Source organism: Flavobacterium anhuiense (assembly GCF_004151235.1).
GTDB classification, from domain to species: Bacteria; Bacteroidota; Bacteroidia; order Flavobacteriales; family Flavobacteriaceae; genus Flavobacterium; species Flavobacterium anhuiense_A.
Map to the genome: position 1 here is coordinate 1 of NZ_JUIV01000002.1, position 24,578 is coordinate 24,578.

The following is a 24,578-nucleotide window of genomic DNA, read 5'->3' on the forward strand; positions in this document are numbered from 1 at the left end:
CTTTTGCATCAGCGGCTAACTTCGCTTGACGAGCTTCTTCTTCTTGCAATTTTTTCGCTTCAGCTTCTGCTTTCGCTTTTGCGGTAGCTTCGGCATCTGCTTTTACTTTTGCATCAGCTAATAATTTTGCCTGTAAAGCTTCCATATCAGCTTTTGCTTTGGCATCAGCTGCAAGTTTCGCTTGAAGAGCTTCGGCATCGGCTTTGGCCTTAGCTTCGGCTGCTAATTTAGCTTGACGTGCTTCTTCTTCTACTCTTGCTTTTTCTTCTGCAGCTTGTTTAGCCTGCAATGCTTCTGCATCAGCTTTAGCTTTTGCTTCTGCAGCTAATCTTGCTTTTTCTGCTTCAGCGTCAGCTTTGGCTTTTGCTTCGGCCGCTTGTTTCGCTTTCAATGTCTCAGCATCAGCTTTAGCTTTTGCATCAGCTGCTAACTTAGCCTGACGTGCATTTTCCTCTTCTTGCAATTTTTTCGCTTCGGCTTCAGCTTTTGCTTTTGCCGTAGCTTCTGCATCAGCTTTTACTCTAGCATCTGCAATTAGTTTAGCTTGTAAAGCTTCCATATCAGCTTTGGCCTTAGCATCGGCTGCCAATCTCGCTTTCTCAGCCTCGGCGTCTGCTTTTGCTTTTGCTTCAGCTGCCAATCTCGCTTTCTCAGCCTCGGCATCTGCCTTAGCTTTTGCTTCAGCTTCTAATTTTGCTTTTTCCGCTGCTTCTGCATCAGCTTTAGCTTTTGCATCTGCTACAAGTTTAGCTTGAAGTGCCTCGGCATCAGCTTTCGCTTTAGCTTCAGCCGCTAATTGGGCTTGTCTGGCTTCTTCTGCTTGTTTTATTTTCAGTGCTTCAGCATCTGCTTTTGCTTTTAATTCTGCAGCTATAATTGCTTGTCTTGCTTCAGCATCTGCTTTTGCTTTTGCTTCTGCGGCTAATTTTTCTTTAAGCGCTGCTTCTTCTGCGGCTTTGGCTTTTGCATCTGCAGTTAATTTTGCTTTGTTAGCGGCATCAATTGATGCTTTTGTTTTAGCTTCTGCCGCAGTCTTAGCTTTTGCTTCTGCTGCTAGTCTTGCCTGCAATGCATCTGAATCTGCTTTTGCTTTTGCATCTGCAGCTAATATTGACTGCATATCTGCTGCTTCTGCTTTGGCTTTTGCATCGGCTTTACGTTTTGCTTCAGCAGCGTCAGCTTTGGCTTTATTATCTGCAATTAATTTTAATCTTGCTGCTTCTGCGTCAGCTTTCGCTTTTTCAGCCGCTGCTAATCTTGCTTGTCTTGCTGCTTCAGCATCTGCTTTTACTTTTTCAGCAGCTGCTAATCTCATTTTTGCCGCAGCTTCTGAGTTTGCTCTTGCTCTTTCTATAGCAAGCTGTGCAGCTGTTTTTTGCTGTGTAGGCGCAGCTGCATTTGCTGCCGCTGCTTTAGCTTTTGCCTCTTCTGCGTCGGCTTTCGCTTTATCAGCTGCTGCAACTTTTGCTTGTAAAGCTTCTGCATCGGCTTTTGCTTTAGCGTCAGCTGCTAATTTTATTTTTAGTGCTTCCGCATCAGCCTGCGCTTTATCTGCAGCTAACTGTTCTGGTGTTTTTTGTACAACCGCTCCAGATTTATTTGCTGCTGCTTGTGCTCTTGCAGCTGCCGCCGCATCTACTCTTGCTTTATTATCAGCAGCTAGTTTTATTCTGCGTTCTTCTGCATCTGCCCTAGCTTTATCTGCAGCAAGTTGGGCTTGTGTTTTTTGTGTTTCAGCCAAAGCTTTATTTGCCGCTGCAGTTTGTGCTCTGGCTGCCGCTGCTGCATCAGCTTTCGCTTTTGCCTCTGCAGCTAATTTTATTTTAACAGCCTCTGCATCGGCCTTCGCTTTATTGTCTGCTTCTAATTTTGCTTTTGCTGCAGCTTCTGCATCTGCTCTAACTTTTTCGGCTGCCGCAAGTCTTGCTTGTTTTGCTTCAGCATCTGCTTTTGCTTTTGCTTCTGCTGCTAATCTGTTCTTTTCGGCGATTTCTGCTCTGTTGACTTGAGTCGCTTCTGATTGCGGTTTAGCTGGCACTGGTTTTGATTTTGACGGATCAACTAGAGATCCTTCATCATCATCTCCGTAATAGTAATTTCTATTTTTGAATTTATAAGCAATGGCAAATTCATGAGAACCTCCCAAATTTGAGAAATTACCCATTCCTCTTTCATAATTATATTCAATAGCAATACTTGGCGTTATATTAACTCCAAGTCCTGCAGAAACTCCATATAATGTGTTATATCCAGCCTGTGCCCAAACTCCCTGCTGAAGTGCCAGCATAGCAAGTCCAGAAATGACTGTTTTATCTTTTTTGATTTCTGTTCTAACAATTCCAGAAAATTTACTTCTGTCAAAAAAACCATAACTGTCAATATATCCAGTATACATAGCATGCAATTGAATAGCTCTTTCTGGATCTTCTTTTACCATTCCAGATCCGAAATTATAAAGCACTAAATTGTTAATTGCTAATCCGAAATCTAAAAATTCTGTACCATAGTTAATTCCAGGATTTACAGTCAGCAATGTGCTTTTTGGAAAATCTCCAGTTAAAATAGTGGAATCATCTGATATGATTTTTCCTGTATTGATACCACTTTGATAGATTCCAACATTTAATCCAAAAGTCAAATTACTATCCTCTTGTAAAACGATGTTGTGAGCAAAATTTCCAACTCCACCAAAAACAGTCATCAATCCATAATTCTGCTGAAATAGGCCAACAGCAAATGCTTCATTCTCTCTAAATCGTCCAGAATAATTAGCTAAATACGTCTGCGGAGCATTTTCAAACTGCACCCATTGCCTTTTATTATAAAAACTTGCATATGGGTTTGATTCTCTAACGAAACTAAATGTTGGGTTAATTAAATATCTATTAAACTTTAAAGAATTTCTAATGGGTAATGAAAACGAAACAACTCCATCCTCAGAAGCGTCTTGAGAATAGAGTACATTTGATAAACCGTAAAATAACGTGATGAATAGTAAAAGTTTCTTCATATTATTTTATAACAGTTATTGATCCTTTTTTTTCACCTGCATCGCCTTGAATGACATAGTAATAAACGGGATTAACATTTTTAAAATCTATATTGTTTTCGGGCCAATCGCCTTGGTAATTCACTACATCCAAAACGATTTCTCCATTTGAACTAATGATCATTACCTTCGTATTTGCATTTTTATATTCGTCTGGAATGTTCCAATACGGATTCATTCCGCTTAACTTTATAATGTTAGGAATAACACTTGATGGCGCTGAATCTCCATTTATTCTAAATGAAAATTCTTTACTTGCAATACAACCAGATGCTTGAGAAATTTTTACTTTATAATTACCTTTAACAGCTATAACATAAGAACTCGATGTTTGACCAGAAATTAAATTATCGTTCAAATACCATTCGAAAGTAGGAGCAGAAGCATCTGTTGTAACGTTAACCGTTATAGTTTCACCCTCACTTAATTTGTATCCGTCTTGAGCGTCAGTACTTGCTTCAAAACTGTTACTTTGCAAATTAATACTTCCGGTCGCTTTACATCCACCAAAATCGACTTCCACTGAATAAACTCCAGATTCGTTTGTAGAATACGTACGATTTGTTGCTCCTGTGATTATATCACCATCTTTTTTCCATTGATAGCTATTCCCTGAAGTTGCTGTTAAAACCGTCCCTGAACCGCTAGCACAAAAAGGATTTCCTAAAGATGAATTTATCGTAACCCCAGAACCAGAAGATGATGAAGAAACTGTAACTCTATTTGAACTAAAATTCACATTTGAGCATTCGCCATAATCAAGTTCTGCAAAATATACACCAGCAGAATTTACTACTAAAGAAGACGAATTTTGTCCTGAAATTAAAACATCATCCTTGTACCATTTGTATTTAACATTCGGATAGTTTGCAGGTGACGATTCTGCTATCTCAGGAGTAAGATTATCTACTGTTAAAGTAAAACTACCGCCAGAACAGAAAGCGGCAGTATTTCTATTTTGATTTATCAAAAACGAAGATACATAGTCTTTATAATAGGCTGAAAAAGAGTATGACCCTGAAAAATTTTGTGCTCTAGGACTATTAACCCCGCTACTACTTACTATTCTTAAACTGTAAGCATTAGAACCTTTTAATGTCGTAGGAATTGCGAATTTAATTGTTTGTTCAGTACTTGATAATTGAATAACTTCAAGGGTAGTAGTAGATGTTGGATTGGTAAAACTACCAAACTCATCAGACAATTGAACAGAAAACGTAATATTTGACGCAAAATTTAAATACGAAAAAGTAACTAAGTATTCATTGTATTTAGCACCATCAACAATATCTCCAGCGCAAATATCCTTAAAAGGTAATTGCTGCGGAGATATTGATGATTGCGCATAAGTATTTGATCCAGCAAAGAAGATTATGCTGAATAATAGTAAAACTTTAAAAAAAGATAAAGTAATTTTTTGAATCATATAGTGCGTGTTCTTGCTAGATCTATACGCTCAAAAAACAAGATATCTATAACTGTTTCAGAGAAATCATACTTGTAATTTTCAATTACCTCTTTTGCAATAATTGAAGTCGCTGCAAGTGTTGAGTTCTCCTCACAATCATTAGATACAATATTTGGCTCAGCCGCTATAGTAAGGCCATCCTTGGGGGTGGACATCCCTACTATAGACTGATTTAAATTACTTGAATTGCTGTTTTCAATAACAGCATTAGTATTGTTATTTTGGTTATTATTAGCCAAAGTCAACCCACACTCAGAAACAGCAACCTTAGTAGGATTTTCTGCTGTATTCTGTGCATATAGAGTTAACGATATAGGCGAAACCAAAAATATTATATATAAAAAATATTTTTTCGTAGATACCATTATGTCTTGATCTTTATTTGAGCCCTTAAGACGATACATAAATTGTGTCTGGGGACTTAATTAATAAAATTTACGCGTGGGAAATAAAAATCGAAACTATTTATCTATTACCGCTAGAAGCCGTGATTTTTCCTAATTGTAATCTGAAATCTGGTTTTTTAGGATTGAAGATATCAATGAATGTTTCTTTATTATCGCTTTGTGAGTAAACGTTAAAGAATACACTGTTTCCATACCAGCTCTCTAAATCTTCGTTATTAGAATTGTATTCAGTAAAGATATTTCCTTTACATAAGTTGAAATACATTTCCTCAAATTTGATTTTTTTAAGGTTGGCATCATTGATTTCAGTTTTGCTGTCTAATAATACTGCAGGGTTGAATCCAGAGATTACACTTCTTTTCATTTCAAGAGAAGCATTTTCAGCTACATAAACAGCTTCTTTTACTAAACCTGCTTGAATATCAGCGTTAATGTTTTCGCTGTCATTAACCATTGTAATATTACTTGCAACAACTAAAGTTTGTTTTTTAGTGAAATCTGTTTCACTTTTCTTCTCAAAAGATCTTACCTCCATACAACGAGATCCGTCTTTAGTGCTTGAGAAGTAAGAAGATCTAACTGCTAAAGAGTTGAAGAAACGACATTGAACTCCTTGAGAGAATTTAAAGTCATCATTAACTGATTTATAAGAAACAAATTTTGTAACATTTAAATCACCACCTAAGATTCCGAAAGAATCTCCTCCAGCGTAACTAACCATTACATTTTCAAGTACTGTCTTGTTTCCAACACCAGCAAGAGTTAAGGCGTTGAAAGTATCAGCTCCTTTTACTTTTTTACCAGCGAACTCGATTCTAACGAACCTTAAAATTCCTGAGTTAGAAGCTACATTGTCTCCACCATAAGTAGTCATTGTAGGATCAAGATCTAAGTTATAAGAACCTACATTTCCAAATTTATTGATTGGCGCATCTCCAAGGATTACAATTCCACCCCAATCTCCAGCTTTTTTCATGCTGCGGTTTGAAGTAAATACAATTGGATCTGTTTCTAAACCATCAGCAACTAATTGTGCTCCTTTTGTGATTACTAATGTTCCTTTAGTTTCGAAATCACCAATAATTACAGTTCCTGGTTCGATTGTTAAAACAGCATTGTTTGTAACATAAACGTTTCCTTGAAGAACGTAGATATTTCTTTTCAGCAATTTAGTATTAACAGAAATGTTTCCTGCCAAAATTTGGTTTGCTTCTCCATAATCAACTTTGTTAGGCTTAAACTCAGTCCAGTTGTTTAACCAATTGGTGTAGCCCATAATTCCTTTCTCTTGTTGAGCATTCATACTCGCAACTGTCAAAAGAACGCAGATTAATTGAGTAATTTTTTTCATGATAAGGGGGTATTACGGTTAATAATAAATTTGGGTATGCGTAAATGTAAAAACTCCTCTCAAGTTTTCTGAAATTCTTCAGAACCCTTGAGAGTGAGTTTTTTTTATTTTGTTTTTTGAGAATGTCAAAGCTGGTATTCACTTAAACTTTCCCAAAAAAGATTTTAAAAAATTACTTTATTACATTTCGTTCAAATCGTTGAACTCATGTAATGATTTCAATGTACTTTCGTAGAACAAAATTGCCGCAATTAGATTTCCTTTATCAGAGTAAGGCATCATCTTTCTTTGGAATTCTACAGTTGTATCCAAAAATGTCGACGTACCTACTGCCTGAGCATCTAATACTTTTTTGTGTTCGTTATCGTCTGGGATACCAAGGTCAGCCATAGTAACTCCAGGTTTTGTAACCAAAGCAATGTAAGGGAGAGTTTTAACTAATACTTTAATACGCTCGATGTATAATTCCAAAAGCTCACCCTTTTGCATACCGCTTAATTCTTTTTGATCATGGTATTTTCGGATAAGAGCAGTTGTACTGATAATACTTCTTGGTGCGTTTTTAGCTTGTGCTGAAACAGCCGCAGTAGTTAAGATAAAAAAAGCACTAAATAGAATAATTTTCCCTTTCATAGATTCTTATTTTATAATTGGTTGTTGATAAAAACAAAAATATATAAATTAACTTAAATTACAACTGTAATGGTTTTTTTTTTCAAAAAATTTCCTTAAAAAAACCTTAAAAACCAGCGTTATGTCGAGAAAATGTGCGTTTTAACGTGCATTTTGTTAAAAATGTTAATTAAAAAATCGTAAGATATTAACTATAAAAAATATAAAATTGACTCTATAAATACCCGAAAAAAAACACCCTTATCGGGTTTTTGAAAAAAAATATTAACAAAAACATCTTGATATTTACTCACTTGAGGATATTTATTAACAAAATTCTATCAAAAGTTAGCCAAAAAATATTCCAAAACTTAGCATCTAAATTTGAAAATTGAAACGAATAAATAATCTTACTTCTTAAAATTTTTGACTACACATTTTCTTCTATCTTTGCGCCATGCAATTTTCTCAAATTTTAGGTCAAGATTACATCAAAAGCCACTTGATAAAAAGTGCTGCTTCTGGTAGAATTCCTCATGCTCAATTATTCGTTGGTCCTGAAGGAAGCGGCACATTAATAACTGCCATTGCTTATTCCCAATACATTTTATGCAATAATACCGGCGATGAAAATTCAAACGGAAATGATTCTTGCAATCTAAAGTTTGATAACATCTCTCATCCCGATCTGCATTTTATTTATCCAACCGTTACAACCGAAGACGTAAAAACAAAACCCAAAAGTTTAGATTTTATTCAGGACTGGCGAAACTTTATTCAAGAAATGCCTTATGGAGGTTTATTCGATTGGTACAAAATTCTGGGCGTTCAAAACAAACAGGGGGAAATTCGTGTTGAAGATGCACAAGAAGTTTTAAAATCGCTTTCACTAAAATCTTACGAAGGCGGATACAAAATAATGATTATATGGATGGCCGATAAAATGAATATCGCCGCATCCAACAAACTTTTGAAACTTCTAGAAGAACCATCAGACAAAACCATGTTTATTCTGATTTCTGAAAACGAAGAAGATATTATACAAACCATCCGTTCAAGATGCCAAGTAATTCACTTTAGTGGACTTCCAGAAAAGGTCATCGCAGAAGCTTTGGTTGCTAAAGAAAATATAGATCAAAATCTAGCAAAAAAAATTGCACATCAGGCGCAGGGAAATTTTAATAAAGCATTGCATTTGTTAAAAGAAGACGATGACGATCTTCCCTTTGAACAATGGTTTGTCAATTGGGTTCGTGCTGCTTTTAGAGCAAAAGGAAATGCGGCCGCCATTCAGGACTTAATTTCTTGGAGCGAGCAGATTGCTGCATTGGGGCGTGAAAGTCAGAAAAAATTTATTCAATACTGCATAGAAATGTTCCGACAGGCCCTCATGCTAAATTATCAAGCGCCAGACTTAGTTTATATAGAACCAAAAGTGGATAAATTTAAACTGGAGAATTTTGCACCGTTCGTTAACGGAAATAATATCCACGAAATATTCAAAGAACTTTCAGATGCTATGTATCATATTGAAAGAAATGGAAATGCGAAAATAATTCTAACCGATTTATCGATTAAATTGACTCGTTTAATTCATAAAAAATAATTCATAATGAACAATGTTGCCTCAATTTTGCTTTTGGCTTTTCTAGCTTTAACTTTTCTACAATCCGGTTACGAAAAAATTTTTTACTGGAAAGATAATGTTACCTGGCTAAAGGAACACTTTGCCAAAACGCCTTTAAAAAATCAGGTTCCGCTTGCCCTTTTACATTTATTGATTTTAGAATTGATTTCAGGAATTTTATGTGTTGTGGGCGGAATTCAATTGTTTACAAATAACGGCAGAGAATTTGGCTTTTACGGAGCTATCTTTTCTTGTATCTGTTTGCTAATGATGCTTTTCGGACAAAGACTTGCAAAAGATTACGATGGTGCGAGAACCATTGTCATATATTTTATACCAGCTGTAATGGCTGTTTATTGGTTGAATTAGATCAACTAGAAGTTAAAAAAAAACCATAGATTTAACAGATTAAAAGGATTAGAAAATCTTTGTTAATCTTTGTTAATCTTTGAAATCTGTGGCAATAAAAAAATTATTTAAAAAATGAATCCAAAACATCCTTCAGAATCTCTAACTATTTTAACTGATTTAGTTTTACCGAGCGAAACAAATCCTTTAAACAATCTTTTCGGCGGTGAGTTATTAGCCAGAATGGATCGCGCGGCTAGTATTGCGGCCCGCAGACATTCGCGCCGAATTGTAGTAACGGCTTCTGTAAATCACGTTGCTTTTAACAGAGCCATTTCGCTTGGAAGCGTTGTAACAGTAGAAGCAAAAGTTTCTAGATCTTTTAAAAGTTCTATGGAAGTTTTTATTGACGTATGGGTAGAGGACCGCGAATCTGGAAACAGAACCAAAGCCAACGAAGCAATTTATACTTTCGTAGCCGTAGACGATACCGGAAGACCTGTTGAAGTTCCTGCAATTGTACCAGAAACCGAATTGGAAATCCAGCGATTTGATGCTGCGTTGCGTCGTAAACAATTGAGTTTACTACTGGCAGGAAAAATAAAACCAACCGACGCTACAGAATTAAAGGCTTTATTTGTATAGAACGATTTTGTGACAATTTGGAACAATCAAACTTCAAAAAAAGAAGTAATTTTACAAATTATAAAACTGACTAATAAAAATATAGCAGAATTTTCTTATTTTTATCCAGAAAGACAAAATAATAATTTAGATATTAGAAAAAAATGAGTTCAGAGAAAGAAGCCAAATTAAAAGCACTACAATTAACGCTTGATAAACTTGATAAAACCTACGGAAAAGGAACCGTAATGAAAATGGGCGACAGAGCCATTGTAGAAGTAGAAACGATTTCTTCTGGCTCACTAGGTGTAGACTTAGCTCTTGGAGTAAACGGATATCCAAAAGGAAGAATTATAGAAATATATGGTCCAGAATCTTCTGGAAAAACTACCTTAACACTTCACGCTATTGCTGAAGCGCAAAAAGCCGGTGGTATCGCCGCTTTTATAGATGCGGAGCATGCATTTGATAGAAACTATGCTGAGAAATTAAATGTTGATATCGAAAACTTAATCATATCTCAACCGGACAACGGAGAACAAGCTTTAGAAATTGCCGAAAACTTAATTCGTTCTGGAGCTATAGACATCGTTGTAATTGACTCTGTTGCGGCTTTAACTCCAAAAAGTGAGATTGAAGGTGAAATGGGAGATTCAAAAATGGGTCTTCACGCACGTTTGATGTCTCAAGCTTTAAGAAAACTTACTGGAACTATCAGCAAGACAAATTGTACGGTTTTCTTTATCAACCAGCTTCGTGAAAAAATTGGTGTTATGTTCGGAAATCCGGAAACTACAACTGGAGGTAATGCACTTAAATTTTACGCTTCTGTTCGTTTAGATATTCGTCGTTCTGCTCAAATTAAAGATGGTGAAAACGTCATCGGTAACAGAACTAAAGTTAAAATTGTTAAAAACAAAGTAGCGCCACCATTTAAAACTGCCGAATTCGATATTATGTACGGAGAAGGAGTTTCTAAAACTGGCGAAATCTTAGACCTAGCTGTTGAATTTGACATTGTTAAAAAAGCAGGATCTTGGTTCAGCTACGGCGACACAAAATTAGGTCAGGGGCGTGATGCTGTTAAAGCTTTAATTAAAGATAATCCAGAACTTGCTGAAGAACTGGAAATTAAAATTAAAGAGCATATGAAAGAATTGGCTAATGCCTAAAAAATAAGTCTAAAAAAGGACACTTTAAAAGCCGAGAGATTATACTAAAAATCTCTCGGCTTTTTTTATTTTGAAAAAAAAATCAAATTTCCACGCAACCATTTTACCAAACCTTCATCTATCTACAAAAAGCAGTTTGTAATTGGTACTGCCATATATCAATTGGAGTTTTTTTTAGAATTTACGTTGATTGGTTATTTGAGTAAAAACCCGTTAGTTTATTCAAACTGACGGGTTTAAATCAGTTTTTTTCAATTCTGACGCAACCTTTTAAACTTTTCTTTATCTACATTAATGTGAAATTAACCAAACTCTTTATTATCAACCATTAATATTTTTAATCATGAAAGAAAAAATAGAATTGTTGTACAATAAAAACCGAAGAAAAACCAAATTGAAGTTTAAGAAAGTATTGCGTTTTATTTCAGAAAAGATAATTCACAGATAATAACTTTTGAATAAAAATAGGGGGTTTTTAATTCAAAGAAAAGCCGGAAGATTTAATTAATCTTCCGGCTTTTGTATTTTACATAATGTTAGTCCGCCTTATGACTTTTGAAAATCAATTAAACCATTGTATATTAACATTCTAACTTGATCTCTCAACTCTTTTCTATGATCGCTTGTCAAACCTTTTGTTTCTACAAACGGTAAAATTCGAGCTCGCATTTTACCAGGACTTCCGCTCATAAAAGTATATGAAAAACGCTCTTTATTGTCCGGAAAAACAATTGGCACAATCGGAATCTGATGATCTATTGCCAATCTGAATGCGCCATCTTTAAACTCATCCAGCAAAATGCTTTCGTCATCTGGAACTCCACCTTCTGGAAAAATACAAATACTCAAACCTTGGTTAAGACGATTTTGCGCTCTTTTAAAAACTTCATTTTTGCTTTTAGAAGAACTTCTGTCAACCAAAATACAAGTTCGCTTATAAAAGAAACCAAAAAGTGGAATCTTCACGAGTTCCTTCTTTCCAACAAAAACAAACGGATTTTTTACAAGTGCCAGCATCAGCATAATATCAGTCATTGAGGTATGATTAGCCACAATCATATAACTTTTCCCTTTAATGAGCTTCTGTTCGCATTTTACTGTATAATAGAAACCCATTCCGAAAAGGATAAATTTAGCCCAAATGCGAGCCATTTTAAAGAAATATGGATATCCTTTCTCAGAAAGAATAGAAATGACCAGAAAAGGCAACATAATCAGTATTGGGATCGCCATCAAGACATAAAACCAAACTCTCCAAAGAATCCAAAAAGCAATTTTAAATATTTTCATAGCTTCAAATGTAAGAAAGAGAAATGAATTTTGTGAATATTTTAATATTGATAAAAATCAACTCTACATTTTTCTTGTAGCGCAGAGATCGCTGAGTTTTTTCGCAGAGTCCGCGAAGTTTTTTTTCAGAAAATGCTTTGCAAAGAGTTCACAAAGCTGTAATTGTAGGCACTTTGAAAAAGTTAAAGAAAAAACATTGAAATCTACGACTCAAAATTGCTATTTTTATACGAAATTCTGCGTTAAATTGTAGGATAAAAAATGACTGAAAATGAAATTTCAACTATTGTTATTGGTTTAGCAATTGATATACATCGAAACTTGGATCTGGCCTACTAGAAAATGTTTATCAGGAATGCCTATTCTACAAACTCAAGCAAAAAGGTCTAATTGTAGAAAAGGAAAAACCAATGCCATTAATCTTCGAAGAAATAAAACTAGATTGTGGATATCGAATCGATTTGCTAGTTGAAAATAAGTTTATTATTGAAATTAAAGCTGTTGAAAGTTTAACAGTAAATCATTTAGCTCAAACATTAACCTATCTCAGATTAGCAAAGTGTAAACTGGGTTTACTAATCAATTTCAATGAAGCACTTTTAAAAAATGGCATCAGAAAAGTAGCAAACAATCTGTAACTAAGCAATTCCTCAGCGATCTTCCGAAAAAACTCAAAAAAACTTTCTCACTCTGCGAAAAAACTCAGCGCTCTCTGCGTAACTTGTATCAAAATAACAGACAACGCAAGGTTAAATCTTTGCATGTTTTGCGTAAAATCCCTGCGTACTTTGCGGTTATAAAAAACTTCACGACCTTTGCAATTCAGAAAAAACTAGAATGGCAAAAATACTTACTGGTGTTCAAAGTACAGGAACACCGCATTTAGGAAATTTATTAGGAGCAATTATTCCGGCAATCGAATTATCAAATGATCCAGCAAATGAATCTTATTTGTTTATTGCCGATTTGCATTCAATCACTCAGATTAAAGATGGAAAGACTTTAAGAGAAAACACTTATAGCACTGCCGCAGCTTGGCTCGCTTGTGGTTTAAATCCTGAAAAAGTTACATTTTACAGACAATCTGATGTGGTTCAAACTACTGAATTGACTTGGTACTTAAGCTGTTTTTTTCCGTTTCAAAGGTTGACTTTGGCACATTCTTTCAAAGATAAAGCAGATCGTTTGGATGATGTTAATGCTGGACTTTTCACATATCCGATGTTAATGGCTGCCGATATTTTATTATATGACGCTGAATTTGTTCCCGTTGGAAAAGATCAGTTGCAGCATTTAGAAATCACTCGCGATGTTGCGGCTCGTTTTAACCACCAAATGGGTGAAACATTTGTTCTTCCTGAAGCAAAAATTCAGGAAAACATTATGCTGATTCCTGGAACAAATGGTGGAAAAATGAGTAAATCTGCTAATAATATTATCAATATATTCTTGGACGACAAAACTTTACGCAAACAAGTAATGAGTATTGAAACTGACAGTACTCCACTTGAAGCACCTAAAAATCCAGATACTTGTAATGCATTTGCTATTTATTCTTTATTAGCAAACGAAGAACAAATTGCCCAAATGAGAGCAAATTATTTAGGCGGAAATTATGGTTACGGCCACGCGAAACAAGCTTTGTTTGAATTGATTACTGAGAAATTTAAAACAGAGAGAGAAAAATACAATTACTATATCAACAATCTTGAAGAAGTTGACTCTTTGTTAAAAAAAGGTGCTTCAAAAGCTTCTGTAATTGCTGATGGCGTTTTAGCAAAAGTTAGAGAAGTTTTAGGATTTGAGAAATAATTCAAAACTATCACAATAAAGAAACGCTGATCAATTTAAATTGATCAGCGTTTTTCTTTTAACATTGATTGTAATTGTTTTTTTGTAACTTCAAGTATATTAATCATTTAAAAACAAAAAAATGGATAAGTATATTGAAGATTATAATGTTCCTCCTTATGTGTTTCAAATCCTAAATATAGTTTTCGGCTTATTGGCAATTTATATTTTGTATCGATTGTATAAACATTTCACAAGAAAATGAAATATAGGATTTTCTGCGTTAAATTGATTCAAAAAGTTTTCCAGGAAGTGGTCTAATAACGCCTTTTAACTCCATTCCCAACAAAATTCCAGAAAGCTTGAAAATTGGAATTTCGCATTCAATTGCAATGATGTCTAATAATTCTTTCCCATTCTTTTGAAGAAAATCGTAGATCTTTTGTTCTTCGGGTTCTAATTCTATAAAAAGCTGTTTCTGAATATTCTTAGGTTTTTCTTTTATATCCCAATTCAGCATATAAATTAAATCTGCGGCACTTGTTAATAGATTTGCTTTCTGCGTTTTAATCAAATTATTACAACCTTGACTATACTTATCGGTCACTCTTCCCGGCACGGCAAAAACATCTCGATTGTATTCGTTGGCCATATTTGCCGTAATTAATGATCCGCCTTTATCGGCAGATTCTATGACGATTGTTGCTTCTGTCATTCCAGCAACAATGCGGTTTCGACGCACAAATTTCTCTTTATCAGGATTAGAATCGCTCCAAAACTCCGTAATAAATCCACCGTTCTCTTCCATTTTTGCCATGTACTTTTTATGCGTGCGCGGATAAATCTGATTCAGTCCATGAGCCAAAACCCCAACAGTTTGCAAGTTATAATCCATCGCAGCCTGATGTGCCACAATATCAACTCCATAAGCAAAACCACTAACGATAACAGGATCTAATGGAGCTAAATCTTCTATGAGTTTTTTACAAAAATCAATTCCGTAAGAAGTAATCTGTCTGGTTCCAACAATACTTATTAATCTTTTTTTCTTGAAATCAAGATTACCAGCAGTAAAAATTAGAATTGGAGCATCAAAACAATGTTTAAGCCTTTCTGGATAATTTTCATCCTGAAAAAAAGAAACCTGAATATTATTGTTTTTTATAAATGACAGTTCTTTGTCGGCTTTTTCGAAAATGCTTTTATCCTTAAGATTCTTTATCAAAACAGATCCTATTCCGTCAACAGCCGCCAACTCAGAATTTTTAGCTTTAAAAATGGCAGAAGCATCACCAAACGAATTAAGCAATTTCTTGCCCATTATATCTCCCACTCCATCAACCTTTAATAAGGCAAGTAAACTAAATAATTCCTGATCGCTCATTGTTTTTAACATTATGTAAAATAGAAAGAATAAATCTACTTTTTTTGAACGGCAAATATCTATAAAACAAAGTAATTTCTTAATAAAATTTAAAAATAAATTATGGAGACATTTCTTAAAGTGCGGAATTGTTAATCTAATTAATTGAAAACGAATTGTCTAAAAATAATTCTGAATTGTTAATAAAAATTGTGAATAAAATTTTGATAACTATACTCGTTGGCTAACTTTGTTAATATGAAAATCGAAGTATATATCTCACAGTTATTGTATCGTTATCAGTGTGTAACGGTTCCAGGATTTGGTGCATTTTTAACCGAAACACATTCGGCGCAGCTAAATGAAAGCACTAATTCGTTTTTTCCTCCAAAAAAAACCATTTCTTTCAACAGCCGCATCAAAAACAATGACGGATTGTTGGCAAATCATATTGCACAAACAGAAAAAACCTCATACGGTTTTGCAGTAAGCGCAATTGCTTTTGAGGTTTTGAATTGGAAAAAAACTTTGGAAGAAGAAGGAGTAATTCTTTTAAAGAACATTGGAGAACTGCGTTTAAATTCTGAAAGCAATATTATTTTCAAGCCAAACGATCAAACCAATTATCTGGCAACTTCTTTTGGATTAAGCCCTTTCGTTTCTCCGATGGTGAAAAAAGAGGCTTTTGAGAAAAAAATCGAAAAAATTGCAGCAAAAGAAAAAGATGCTGTTTTAATATACGAAAACGAAGAAGAAACGAAATCTTCAAATCCGTTCTTGCGTTATGCGGCAATTCTAGTTCTGGGACTTGGAATTACAGGAAGCATTGGTTACCCATTATATCAAAATCAAATTGACAACCAAACACTTGTTGTAGAACAAGCAGTTCAGAAAAAAGTGCAAAACAAAATTCAAGAAGCCACTTTCTTTATCAAAAGTCCGCTTCCAGCTGTAACTCTTTCTGTTGATTCTGCCAAAGTTGAAACTGCAGAACCAACAATGCCTTACCACATTATGGCTGGCGCATTCAGAAGTGAAGCCAATGCTAAGAAAGCTTACAACCAACTAATTAAAGATGGTTTCAAAGCAAGAATGCTTAAAGAAAACAAACACGGATTATTTCCTGTTTTGTACGGAAGTTACGCTACTATGAAAGAAGCAGAACAAGCTCAAAAAGAAATACAAAAAGGCGAAAATCCACAAGCCTGGATTCTAGTCGAAAATCTCTAGATCACATAAATCCCGTTTCAAAAGAACGGGATTTTTTTGTCCTATTCTGTTACTTTAAAAAATTTGACTGGCAATCTATAATCAATTCTTCAGATATATTAGCCTCAAAAAAAAATCATGGACAAATTTCTTAAAACATTAATTTTCTTATTCTTACTGAGTTCACAATCTTTCTTTGCTCAACAAATTTCTAACACTGCACAAGAAATAGAACGTCAAAAAGCTGATCTTGAAACGCAAAAAAGTTTAAAAGAAAATTATAAAAAACTCGACGACAAACTTGATCAGCTGCAAAAAGAAAAGAAGGAACTGGAAGCCAAAAAGAAAAATCTCACCAAGGTCGAAAACAATCTAAAATCGACTAAAGATAAAATTGAAAAACTAGAAATAGTAAATCAGAAAATTGAAAACAAAATAACTACCTCTTCTATTTCTGAAGAAGAAATTCAAAAACAGAGAATTAAAACCAAAGAAAATGAAGTCAATATTCAGAAACTGAAACTTACTCAGATTACACAGGAAAAAGAGCTAGAAAAAGCAATGTCAGCCATATAACTAAAAAGGCCTATTTCAAAATGAATTAGGCCTTTTTTAAATGTTTATCGTGAAACAATTTTCGCATCTTGTTGAAGAATTTTTTTGTCAGATCGAAATACGATTAACATCGCTGGCGGTGCACCTTTTTCGCCCAAAACGATAAAATGACATTGATATCTGAAATTACCTTTTTTAAATTCGTAATGATGATTTCCACCAGTTCCATCAGCATGAAAAGTTCCTTTTTCAATTACTAAATCTGGTTTCTCAGTCATCTTCTGGTTCAGAGACCATGATGCATATCGATAGCTATCATTTCCTAAATCATCTATTCGAATTCTGAATTTTGAGGTTTCGAGAATAGCAACGGGTTCTTTAAAATTTGAAAGCGAACTGTTTACATTTTTTTTCTGTGATGCAATCAGCGAATTTTTCAATTTCAATTCTTCCTCAGACTGATAATTTATACTGATGATTCTTCCATCAGTATCGATCCATAAATCACCTTGATTGAGCATAATTCCTCGCCAGCCCATTTCAGACCAATCTTTTGCTGGATTCGATTTTACAATTTTTTCAATCAAAACTTTATCAAAAATCTGATTATATCTTTTTATAAAATCTGCCTTGTCTTTCACCGACGGAATTGGATATTCACGATTGAACGGAAATTTTATCCGTTTTACAATTGCTTCTTTATCGCCATTTTTTACTTCGAGAATTAATTTCGCAATGAACTTTTGATATTCTGGCTTCAAATCTTGGGCAATCAAAAACGAAGAATTAAACACCAAAATTGTTAGCAATAATTTAAATATTTTCATGTAAGAAATAATTTAATGCATTAGTAATTAGAATTTTGAAAAACAGAAAACACTGTTTCACGTAGGACGTTCCAAAAAATCAATTTATGCTCGCTTTAAACATTTTCAATTCGTCCCATGTAAATTCATCTCCATATTTTTCTTTCAAAGGACTCAAAGATTCTTCCTGATAAAACTGAAAAGCTTCTCTCAAAGCTAGAATTTTATCATAAGGCAAAACATCAGTTATTTCAATTTTCTTCGCTTGAATAAGTCTTATCAAATGCCCTTCGATAGTTTGAACATTCAATTTACGCATTCTTGCAATATCTTCAACCGAATTTTTATCCATCCACAAATCATACGTTTCTTCGACTGTCGTTTTTTTAGCCGTTTTAAGCTCACTTTTTTCTGCTTTAGCTGATTTGTATCGAACAACGGGTTCTTCTGTCCTGAAAATGTCTGTATTTGTCGTTTTAAGCTCTTCCCTAATCCTTTCCGCTTTGTTCGTTTTGTAATTTTTAATGTTTGGCGACGAAAGCTTTTCTTTACTGATTTCTTCACCGGCCACAACAACTTCAATCAATAACTTGGCTTTCATCAGTCGCAAAACCGCTTTGGTCTGAAGATCTTCTAAAAAATTAAGCTCTTCATAGAACTCTTTAACTTTTTTAAATTTTTGAATTTCAGCCATTTTATAAATCAGATCATCGACCAACTTATCCATTTGTTTGAAAAAATAATCATAGGCCGCATCTACCCTTTCTTTTACAAAAAACAGATCAACTGTTTCTTTGATGAAGATTTTATTGAGTTGCGCAATGAATTTCTGCGAAGGATCTAAAAGCTGTTCCATAATTTCCATTCGTTTGTGCGCCCAAACTGCATGTTTCGTTTTTTCGGAACCTGCCGCATTTTCGTTATAACTGAAACGATGATTTCGCCATTCTTGTGCCAATTCTCCCCAATTAAAACTGTTAACCAAATAGTTATGAATAAAATTTTTAGTTTCGAAGTGAAGTGCCTTCTCCAAAGTTTCTTCCGTTGCTCTGTTTAAAGCGTAATCCATCACATCTTGATCGTTGGAAATGCCATTCATCTGCATCGGAGAAAGCAAAATAAGCCCATTTAAGGAACGTAAACGCGAAAGTGCTACATAGGCTTGCCCGGGCAGAAAAACTTGCGATACATCGAGCGCTGCTTTGTCAAAAGTCAAACCTTGGCTTTTGTGCACCGTAATCGCCCATGCCAACTTGATCGGATAATGCGCAAAAGTCCCTAAAACTTCTTCTTCGATATCTTTGGTTTGTTCATTGACTTTGTAGCGGATATTTTTCCATTCGTACTTTTCAACTTCTAGCGTCATGTTCTCTTCTGGAAAGTGAACAAAGATTTCTTCATCAGAAAGCGATTTGATTACGCCCATCTTTCCATTGAAATATCTTTTTTCAAAAGACAAGTCGTTTTTGACGAACATGATTTGCGCGCCGACTTTCAATTTCAATTCTTCTTCAACAGGAAATATCTTTTCAGGAAAATCACCCACCACAAATGGCGTATAGATGTACTCTTTCCCATCTAAATCATTGATTGACTGATAGTTGATAGAATCTGCTTTGGCATTATGCGTCGTCAGCGTGATATAACCTTTGTTCTCTTTGAAGTCAAAATCTGGTTTAACATACTGATTTAGAATAGCAATGTCCTCTGGAGTGATCTGGTTATTTCGCAGATTATTCAAAACCGAAATAAAAGCATCATCGGTCTGACGATAAATTTTTGACAATTCGATGTAAATTGGCGGATACGTTTGAAGAACATGAGAATGGAAAAAGAATTTCCCTCGGTAATAGTTTTTCAGCGTTCGCCACTCTTCATCACGAATTACCGGCGGCAATTGCAACAAGTCTCCAATAAACAAAACTTGGACTCCTCCAAAAGGCTGCGTGTTTCTTCGAACGGTTTGCATCATGAAATCGACAGCGTCCAACAAATCAGCACGCATCATACTCACTTCGTCAATCACCAGAAGCTCCATGTTTTTGATTACATTTCGCTTGACGTTATTCATTTTGAAATGGCGTCGAAGCGATTCTTTGTTTTCAAACTTTACTGTTTCTGTAAATTGTGCGCTCGCTTCGTACGACGGAATAAATGCAGAAAACGGAAGCTGAAACATGGAATGAATAGTTACACCTCCAGCGTTCAAAGCCGCGATTCCGGTTGGAGCAACGACCACAGTATTTTTATGAGTTGTCGCGATAATTTCGCGTAAAAGCGTAGTTTTTCCAGTACCTGCTTTTCCCGTAAGGAAAATAGATTTTTGAGTCTGATTGATGAATTGTAAAGTGTAAGCTGCCGCTTCTGAAACGTTCTGCATTGGGCTTGTATTAAAGAAATAAAATTACCGCATTTTTATAAAAAGAAAAAACCTAAATCTTAGTGGATTTAGGTTTTCAGTAATTTAGTTAGTTTGGTAGTTTTTATTTTTTTGCTTCGCCTTCTTTTGTTTCAGCTGCTGGTTTTGCATCTGCTTTTGGCTCTGCTTTGTATTTATCATTTAAAGCTTTGATAATCTCTTTTGTGATATCGTATTTCTCTTCAGCATACAAAATTGTTGCAGCATCTCCTGTTCCGTAGATGTAAGAGTAACCGTTTTTCTTTCCGTAATCTTTAATGAATTTTTTAACTCCACTAACAAGAGAATCCATTTCAACACCACTTTCTTGTTGTAACTGTTGAGCTAATGCTTGTTGTGCATAACCTAATTGCTGCTCTCTTTTTTGCAATTCAGCACCTCTTTGCTGTGCCCAAGCTTGACCGTTTGCTTGTGCTTGACTTTGAAAATTAGCAGCGTCTTGTTTAAAACGTGAAATCTCAGCTTGTAATTGTCTCCCTTTTTCTTCCGCTTGAGCTTTGTACTTTGCCTCTAAATCTTTTGCCTCAGTGTATTCTTTCATCAAAACCGAAGTATCCACGTAAGCTGTTTTTACTTCCTTTACCTCTGCTGTTTTGTTACAAGAAACTGCGAAAACTGAAAGTGCGATAATAACTAATGCTTTTTTCATTTTTAATAATTCTATTTTTTTAAGTATTGAAGACAAAAATATAAAAAAATCAATAGCATCAACATAAAGTTTAAAAAATGCGTAAATTTTATGATATTGTTTTTATTTATAGTAAAAAATATAGCCATAAACCAATGTTATCGCTATATTTTGGATGTTTTTTGTCTTGTTTTGGATTAGCTAAAAAAGCCATCTTGTCTTTTGGAGGTAAAACGGCTTTAAATGATTTTTATTTTTATTTATTTTTCAAAACGTAAATATGCGAAGAATATTCCTTTGAGCTTTTTGCCTTCCAGTTTGATTTTAAACCAATGAAAAATGCTTTGATGTAATTCATCTTTCCTGTTTTGTATTTTTCTGATAAAAGGCTCACATAAAACGAATCGAACTTCATTGGAAGTATCTTTTCTAATTTCATATCTACTCTTTCAAAAAGCAATTGGATTGATTTTTTTGAAAAATGCCAAAAATGAATTGGCACATCATAAGCAGCCCAAAAAGTTTCATAATGACCCGCATCGAATGATTTGTAGTTTGGAACCGCAACAATTAATGTTCCAGTTGGTTTTAATAAACGCTTTAATTCTTGGATCTGATGTTCCAGATTTGGAACGTGTTCCAAAACATGCCACATGGTAATTACATCCAAAGAATTACTTTCTAAAGCGCTAATTTCTTCTACAAATGAAATTCCTTTTTCTTTCGCAATATTTTTAGCACGATCGCTCGGTTCTACTCCAATTGTTTCCCAACCGTCATTTTTTGCTGTTAAAAGGAAATCTCCAGTTCCAGCTCCAATATCCAAAAGTTTTCCTTTTTTCGGTTGCTGGCTATTAATTAAATTCAATTTATTCTTAAGCGCAATATTTTTTACGAAATGATAGGCTTTTTCAAATAACGAACGTTTGTTATCTGTATGCGAAATGTAATCTTCGCTTTCGTAATATTTACCCAAATTTTGAAGTTCAGGTTGTGGAGAAGTAACTAGCATGTCTAATTCTTCATCATAATACAAATCAAAAATTTCTTTTGAAACAGAATGGTCTTTAACCGTAAGAAAGTGTTTTTTGTTTAAAACGTTCATTTTTAAAATTTATAGATATTTGGGTTTAATTTATAGCAAATCCTAAAAACGAAATTTTATCGCTTTTAGGATTTTATTTTTTTTATTCTTCTTTTATTTCTATTTGATCTTTAAAAAATTTGATAATTCACATGATTGCAAATCTTTTCGATTACCAAGTTTTGCCATTTGAAAAAAGTAAAAACCATCTCAATTCTAGCAAAAGGTTTCACGTGGAACAGCATCAATTTTAGATTTCTGAATTTAGATTTTAATTTATAATGCATTTCGAAAATAAAAACCAAAAAAAATAGTTTCACGTGGAACATTTATAGTATTCAGTCGCAGTTTACAGTCGCAGTAAAACTGGACACTGAAAACTGCGACTGTAAACTATTTTTATCTTCCCATATAAATCAAAAGCACGGAAATATCACTTGGTGATACCCCGCTTATTCTTGAAGCTTGCGAAATGGTTACAGGACGAATCTTGCTTAATTTCTGTTTGGCTTCAATAGACATTGATTTGATTTTGTTATAATCAAAATTGTCTGGAATTTTTACTTCTTCCAAACGATTCAACTTATCTGCATTATTTCTTTCCTTTTCGATATAACCAGAATATTTTACCTGAATTACCGCTTGCTCTACAATCTCTTCATCAAGTTTATTCTCTTCGATGTAAGCTGAAACTTTTTCAAACTTCAACATATCTTCCAATTCAATCTGCGGACGAGAGAAAATCTTAAACATTTTATCTCCTTGTGAAATCGGTGCTGATTCTTTCGCTTCCAAAATCGGGTTTGTTTCTGCAATCGTAACACTTGTTTCTTTAAAAAATTGAACCATCTTTTCAGACTCGTTCAATTTCTTTTCCATTCTTCGTAAACGGGCTTCAGAAGCTAAACCAATTTCATATGACATTGGAGTCAATCTGAAATCGGCATTATCTTGACGCAACAAAGTTCTATATTCTGCTCTTGATGTAAACATACGATATGGTTCTTCTGTTCCTTTCGTAATCAAGTCATCAATTAAAACTCCGATATACGCTTCATCACGTTTTAAAATCAATGGATCTTTTTCGTGTACTTTCAAGTGCGCATTTATTCCAGCCATCAAACCTTGAGATGCTGCTTCTTCATATCCAGTTGTTCCGTTGATCTGTCCTGCAAAATATAAACCTTCAACAAGTTTAGTCTCCAAAGTATGTTTCAATTGTGTTGGCGGAAAGAAATCATACTCGATAGCATAACCAGGTCTAAAGAATTTTACATTTTCAAAACCCGCTACAGAACGAAGCGCTTTGAATTGAATATCTTCTGGAAGCGAAGTTGAAAATCCGTTTACATAAACTTCACAAGTATTCCATCCTTCTGGCTCAACAAATAATTGATGACGTTCTTTATCTGCAAAACGATTAATCTTATCTTCAATCGATGGACAATATCTTGGTCCTAAACTTTTAATTCTTCCATTGAACATTGGAGAACGATCAAAACCTTCTCTCAAAATATCATGAACATTCAAAGAAGTGTACGTCATGTAACAAGAACGCTGATGCGTTAACGGAGAAGTCACATCTGAATAAGAAAACTTATCTGGCTTTGCATCTCCTTTCTCTTCGTTCATTTTAGAATAATCTAAAGAACGTCCATCTACTCGAGGTGGCGTTCCTGTTTTCATTCTTCCAGCTTCAAAACCTGCTTTGATCAAATCTTCTGTAATTCCGGTTGCAGCACTTTCTCCTGCTCTACCTCCACCAAATTGTTTTTCTCCTATATGAATCAAACCATTCAAAAAAGTACCATTTGTCAAAACAACAGATTTGGAACGAATCTCCACACCAAGTGAAGTTCTAATTCCTTTTATCTTTCCGTCTTCAATAATCAACCCTTTTACCATCTCTTGATAAAAATCAAGATTTAGAGTTGCTTCCAACATCATTCTCCATTCTTCTGCAAAACGCATTCTGTCACTTTGAACTCTCGGCGACCACATAGCAGGTCCTTTGGATTTGTTCAGCATCTTGAATTGAATTGCCGTACGATCTGAAACAATTCCTGAATATCCTCCAAGCGCATCAATTTCGCGAACGATCTGTCCTTTTGCAATTCCTCCCATCGCAGGATTGCAAGACATCTGTGCTATGTTTTGTAAACTCATTGTAACCAATAAAGTTTTCGATCCCAAATTTGCAGCCGCAGCTGCAGCTTCAGAACCAGCATGGCCAGCACCAACCACAATAACATCGTATTCTTCTAAAAACATTTTGTTTTATTATTCTCCAAAAACCGCTAACGCGGTTTCTAGAATTACTTTTATATTTTTCTTGTTCCACGTGGAACGAAATCATTTAATCTTCAATTTTTAAAATTCCAAATTCCAAAACTGGAATCTTCAAACTGGAATCTTCAAACTGGAATCTTCAAACTAGAATCTTCAAACTAGAATCTTCAAAAGTGTTTCACGTGAAACATCTCAAAAACTTCCATTCTAAACTTCCATTCTAAACTTCCATTCTAAACTTCCATTCTAAACTTCCATTCTAAACTTCTATTCTAAATTTCCATTCTAAACTTCCAAAGAACATTTTAAAATCATGTTCCACGTGAAACATCCTGTTCTTTTATTTCAAACTCAAACTTTAAAAAATCGTTCCACGTGGAACGATTTAATCTCTTGTTCGAATTTTCAATACAACGTTCCACGTGGAACGTTGTATAATTCTTTTATTTTATTTGAATATGTTTCACGTGGAACGTTATAAAAATT

Annotated in this window: 19 protein-coding genes and 1 pseudogene; 8 read left to right on the forward strand and 12 right to left on the reverse strand. The window is 34.4% G+C overall.

Translation table 11 applies throughout. The features are described from left to right. From NU08_RS02780 to NU08_RS02800, 5 genes are all read right to left on the reverse strand, one after another. The coding region (locus NU08_RS02780) for a type IX secretion system membrane protein PorP/SprF (RefSeq protein WP_129745769.1) at positions 1 to 3,010 on the reverse strand (3,010 nt) is incomplete at its 3' end. 1 nt (position 3,011) lies between these two features. After that, a complete protein-coding gene (gene sprC / locus NU08_RS02785) occupies positions 3,012 to 4,475 on the reverse strand; it encodes a gliding motility protein SprC (RefSeq protein WP_129745770.1) in 1,464 nt (487 codons plus the stop codon). Then, positions 4,472 to 4,882, reverse strand: coding sequence for a hypothetical protein (locus NU08_RS02790; RefSeq protein WP_242502474.1), 411 nt, complete (start codon positions 4,880 to 4,882; stop codon positions 4,472 to 4,474). Before NU08_RS02790 ends, sprC begins: the two co-directional genes overlap by 4 nt. A 100-nt stretch (positions 4,883 to 4,982) precedes the next feature. Then, complete coding sequence (locus NU08_RS02795; RefSeq protein ID WP_129745772.1) at positions 4,983 to 6,275, reverse strand: hypothetical protein; 1,293 nt, start codon at positions 6,273 to 6,275, stop codon at positions 4,983 to 4,985. A gap of 180 nt (positions 6,276 to 6,455) precedes the next feature. Next, positions 6,456 to 6,908 carry a hypothetical protein gene (locus NU08_RS02800; RefSeq protein WP_008465732.1) on the reverse strand — a complete coding sequence of 151 codons (453 nt, stop codon included), beginning with the start codon at positions 6,906 to 6,908 and terminating at the stop codon, positions 6,456 to 6,458. A gap of 436 nt (positions 6,909 to 7,344) precedes the next feature. On the opposite strand from NU08_RS02800, the gene NU08_RS02805 reads away from it, so the two are divergent. From NU08_RS02805 to recA, 4 genes are all read left to right on the forward strand, one after another. Continuing rightward, positions 7,345 to 8,493 carry an ATP-binding protein gene (locus tag NU08_RS02805; RefSeq protein WP_129745773.1) on the forward strand — a complete coding sequence of 383 codons (1,149 nt, stop codon included), beginning with the start codon at positions 7,345 to 7,347 and terminating at the stop codon, positions 8,491 to 8,493. A 6-nt stretch (positions 8,494 to 8,499) separates the two neighbouring features. Next, entirely contained in the window at positions 8,500 to 8,883 is a 384-nt protein-coding gene (locus NU08_RS02810) for a DoxX family protein (RefSeq protein WP_129745774.1), read from the forward strand. Positions 8,884 to 8,997: 114 nt separating this feature from the next. Continuing rightward, a complete protein-coding gene (locus NU08_RS02815) occupies positions 8,998 to 9,507 on the forward strand; it encodes an acyl-CoA thioesterase (protein WP_008465736.1) in 510 nt (169 codons plus the stop codon). A 143-nt stretch (positions 9,508 to 9,650) separates the two neighbouring features. Continuing rightward, the gene (gene recA, locus NU08_RS02820) at positions 9,651 to 10,658 is read left to right on the forward strand and encodes a recombinase RecA (RefSeq protein ID WP_111368298.1); all 1,008 of its coding nucleotides are present in this window, start codon (positions 9,651 to 9,653) and stop codon (positions 10,656 to 10,658) included. 546 nt (positions 10,659 to 11,204) lie between these two features. Here the strand turns inward: recA and NU08_RS02825 are convergent. Then, a complete protein-coding gene (locus NU08_RS02825) occupies positions 11,205 to 11,948 on the reverse strand; it encodes a lysophospholipid acyltransferase family protein (RefSeq protein ID WP_129745775.1) in 744 nt (247 codons plus the stop codon). A gap of 374 nt (positions 11,949 to 12,322) precedes the next feature. Here NU08_RS02825 and NU08_RS02830 point away from each other — a divergent pair. Then, positions 12,323 to 12,586: pseudogene (locus NU08_RS02830) on the forward strand (GxxExxY protein); the annotation flags it as partial. Between the two features lie 199 nt (positions 12,587 to 12,785). Then, the gene (gene trpS, locus NU08_RS02835; RefSeq protein ID WP_129745776.1) at positions 12,786 to 13,760 is read left to right on the forward strand and encodes a tryptophan--tRNA ligase; all 975 of its coding nucleotides are present in this window, start codon (positions 12,786 to 12,788) and stop codon (positions 13,758 to 13,760) included. A 262-nt stretch (positions 13,761 to 14,022) separates the two neighbouring features. Here trpS and dprA read toward each other — a convergent pair whose 3' ends face one another. Continuing rightward, positions 14,023 to 15,123 (reverse strand): DNA-processing protein DprA, encoded by a 1,101-nt coding sequence (dprA, locus tag NU08_RS02840; protein WP_129745777.1) that lies wholly within the window; start codon positions 15,121 to 15,123, stop codon positions 14,023 to 14,025. A gap of 237 nt (positions 15,124 to 15,360) precedes the next feature. On the opposite strand from dprA, the gene NU08_RS02845 reads away from it, so the two are divergent. Continuing rightward, the gene (locus NU08_RS02845; protein ID WP_129745778.1) at positions 15,361 to 16,332 is read left to right on the forward strand and encodes an SPOR domain-containing protein; all 972 of its coding nucleotides are present in this window, start codon (positions 15,361 to 15,363) and stop codon (positions 16,330 to 16,332) included. Between the two features lie 117 nt (positions 16,333 to 16,449). Next, complete coding sequence (locus NU08_RS02850; RefSeq protein WP_129745779.1) at positions 16,450 to 16,887, forward strand: hypothetical protein; 438 nt, start codon at positions 16,450 to 16,452, stop codon at positions 16,885 to 16,887. Positions 16,888 to 16,931: 44 nt separating this feature from the next. Here the strand turns inward: NU08_RS02850 and NU08_RS02855 are convergent, their stop codons facing one another. The 5 genes from NU08_RS02855 to mnmG form a co-directional block, all read right to left on the reverse strand. Continuing rightward, positions 16,932 to 17,693: a hypothetical protein gene (locus tag NU08_RS02855; protein ID WP_129745780.1), complete on the reverse strand. Its 762-nt coding sequence runs from the start codon at positions 17,691 to 17,693 to the stop codon at positions 16,932 to 16,934. 79 nt (positions 17,694 to 17,772) lie between these two features. Continuing rightward, positions 17,773 to 20,052, reverse strand: coding sequence for a helix-turn-helix domain-containing protein (locus NU08_RS02860; protein WP_129745781.1), 2,280 nt, complete (start codon positions 20,050 to 20,052; stop codon positions 17,773 to 17,775). Between the two features lie 103 nt (positions 20,053 to 20,155). After that, positions 20,156 to 20,740, reverse strand: coding sequence for an OmpH family outer membrane protein (locus NU08_RS02865; RefSeq protein WP_066033199.1), 585 nt, complete (start codon positions 20,738 to 20,740; stop codon positions 20,156 to 20,158). A gap of 235 nt (positions 20,741 to 20,975) precedes the next feature. After that, entirely contained in the window at positions 20,976 to 21,824 is an 849-nt protein-coding gene (locus tag NU08_RS02870) for a class I SAM-dependent methyltransferase (protein WP_129745782.1), read from the reverse strand. 378 nt (positions 21,825 to 22,202) lie between these two features. Further along, positions 22,203 to 24,074: a tRNA uridine-5-carboxymethylaminomethyl(34) synthesis enzyme MnmG gene (mnmG, locus tag NU08_RS02875; protein ID WP_129745783.1), complete on the reverse strand. Its 1,872-nt coding sequence runs from the start codon at positions 24,072 to 24,074 to the stop codon at positions 22,203 to 22,205. Between the last annotated feature and the right edge of the window lie 504 nt (positions 24,075 to 24,578).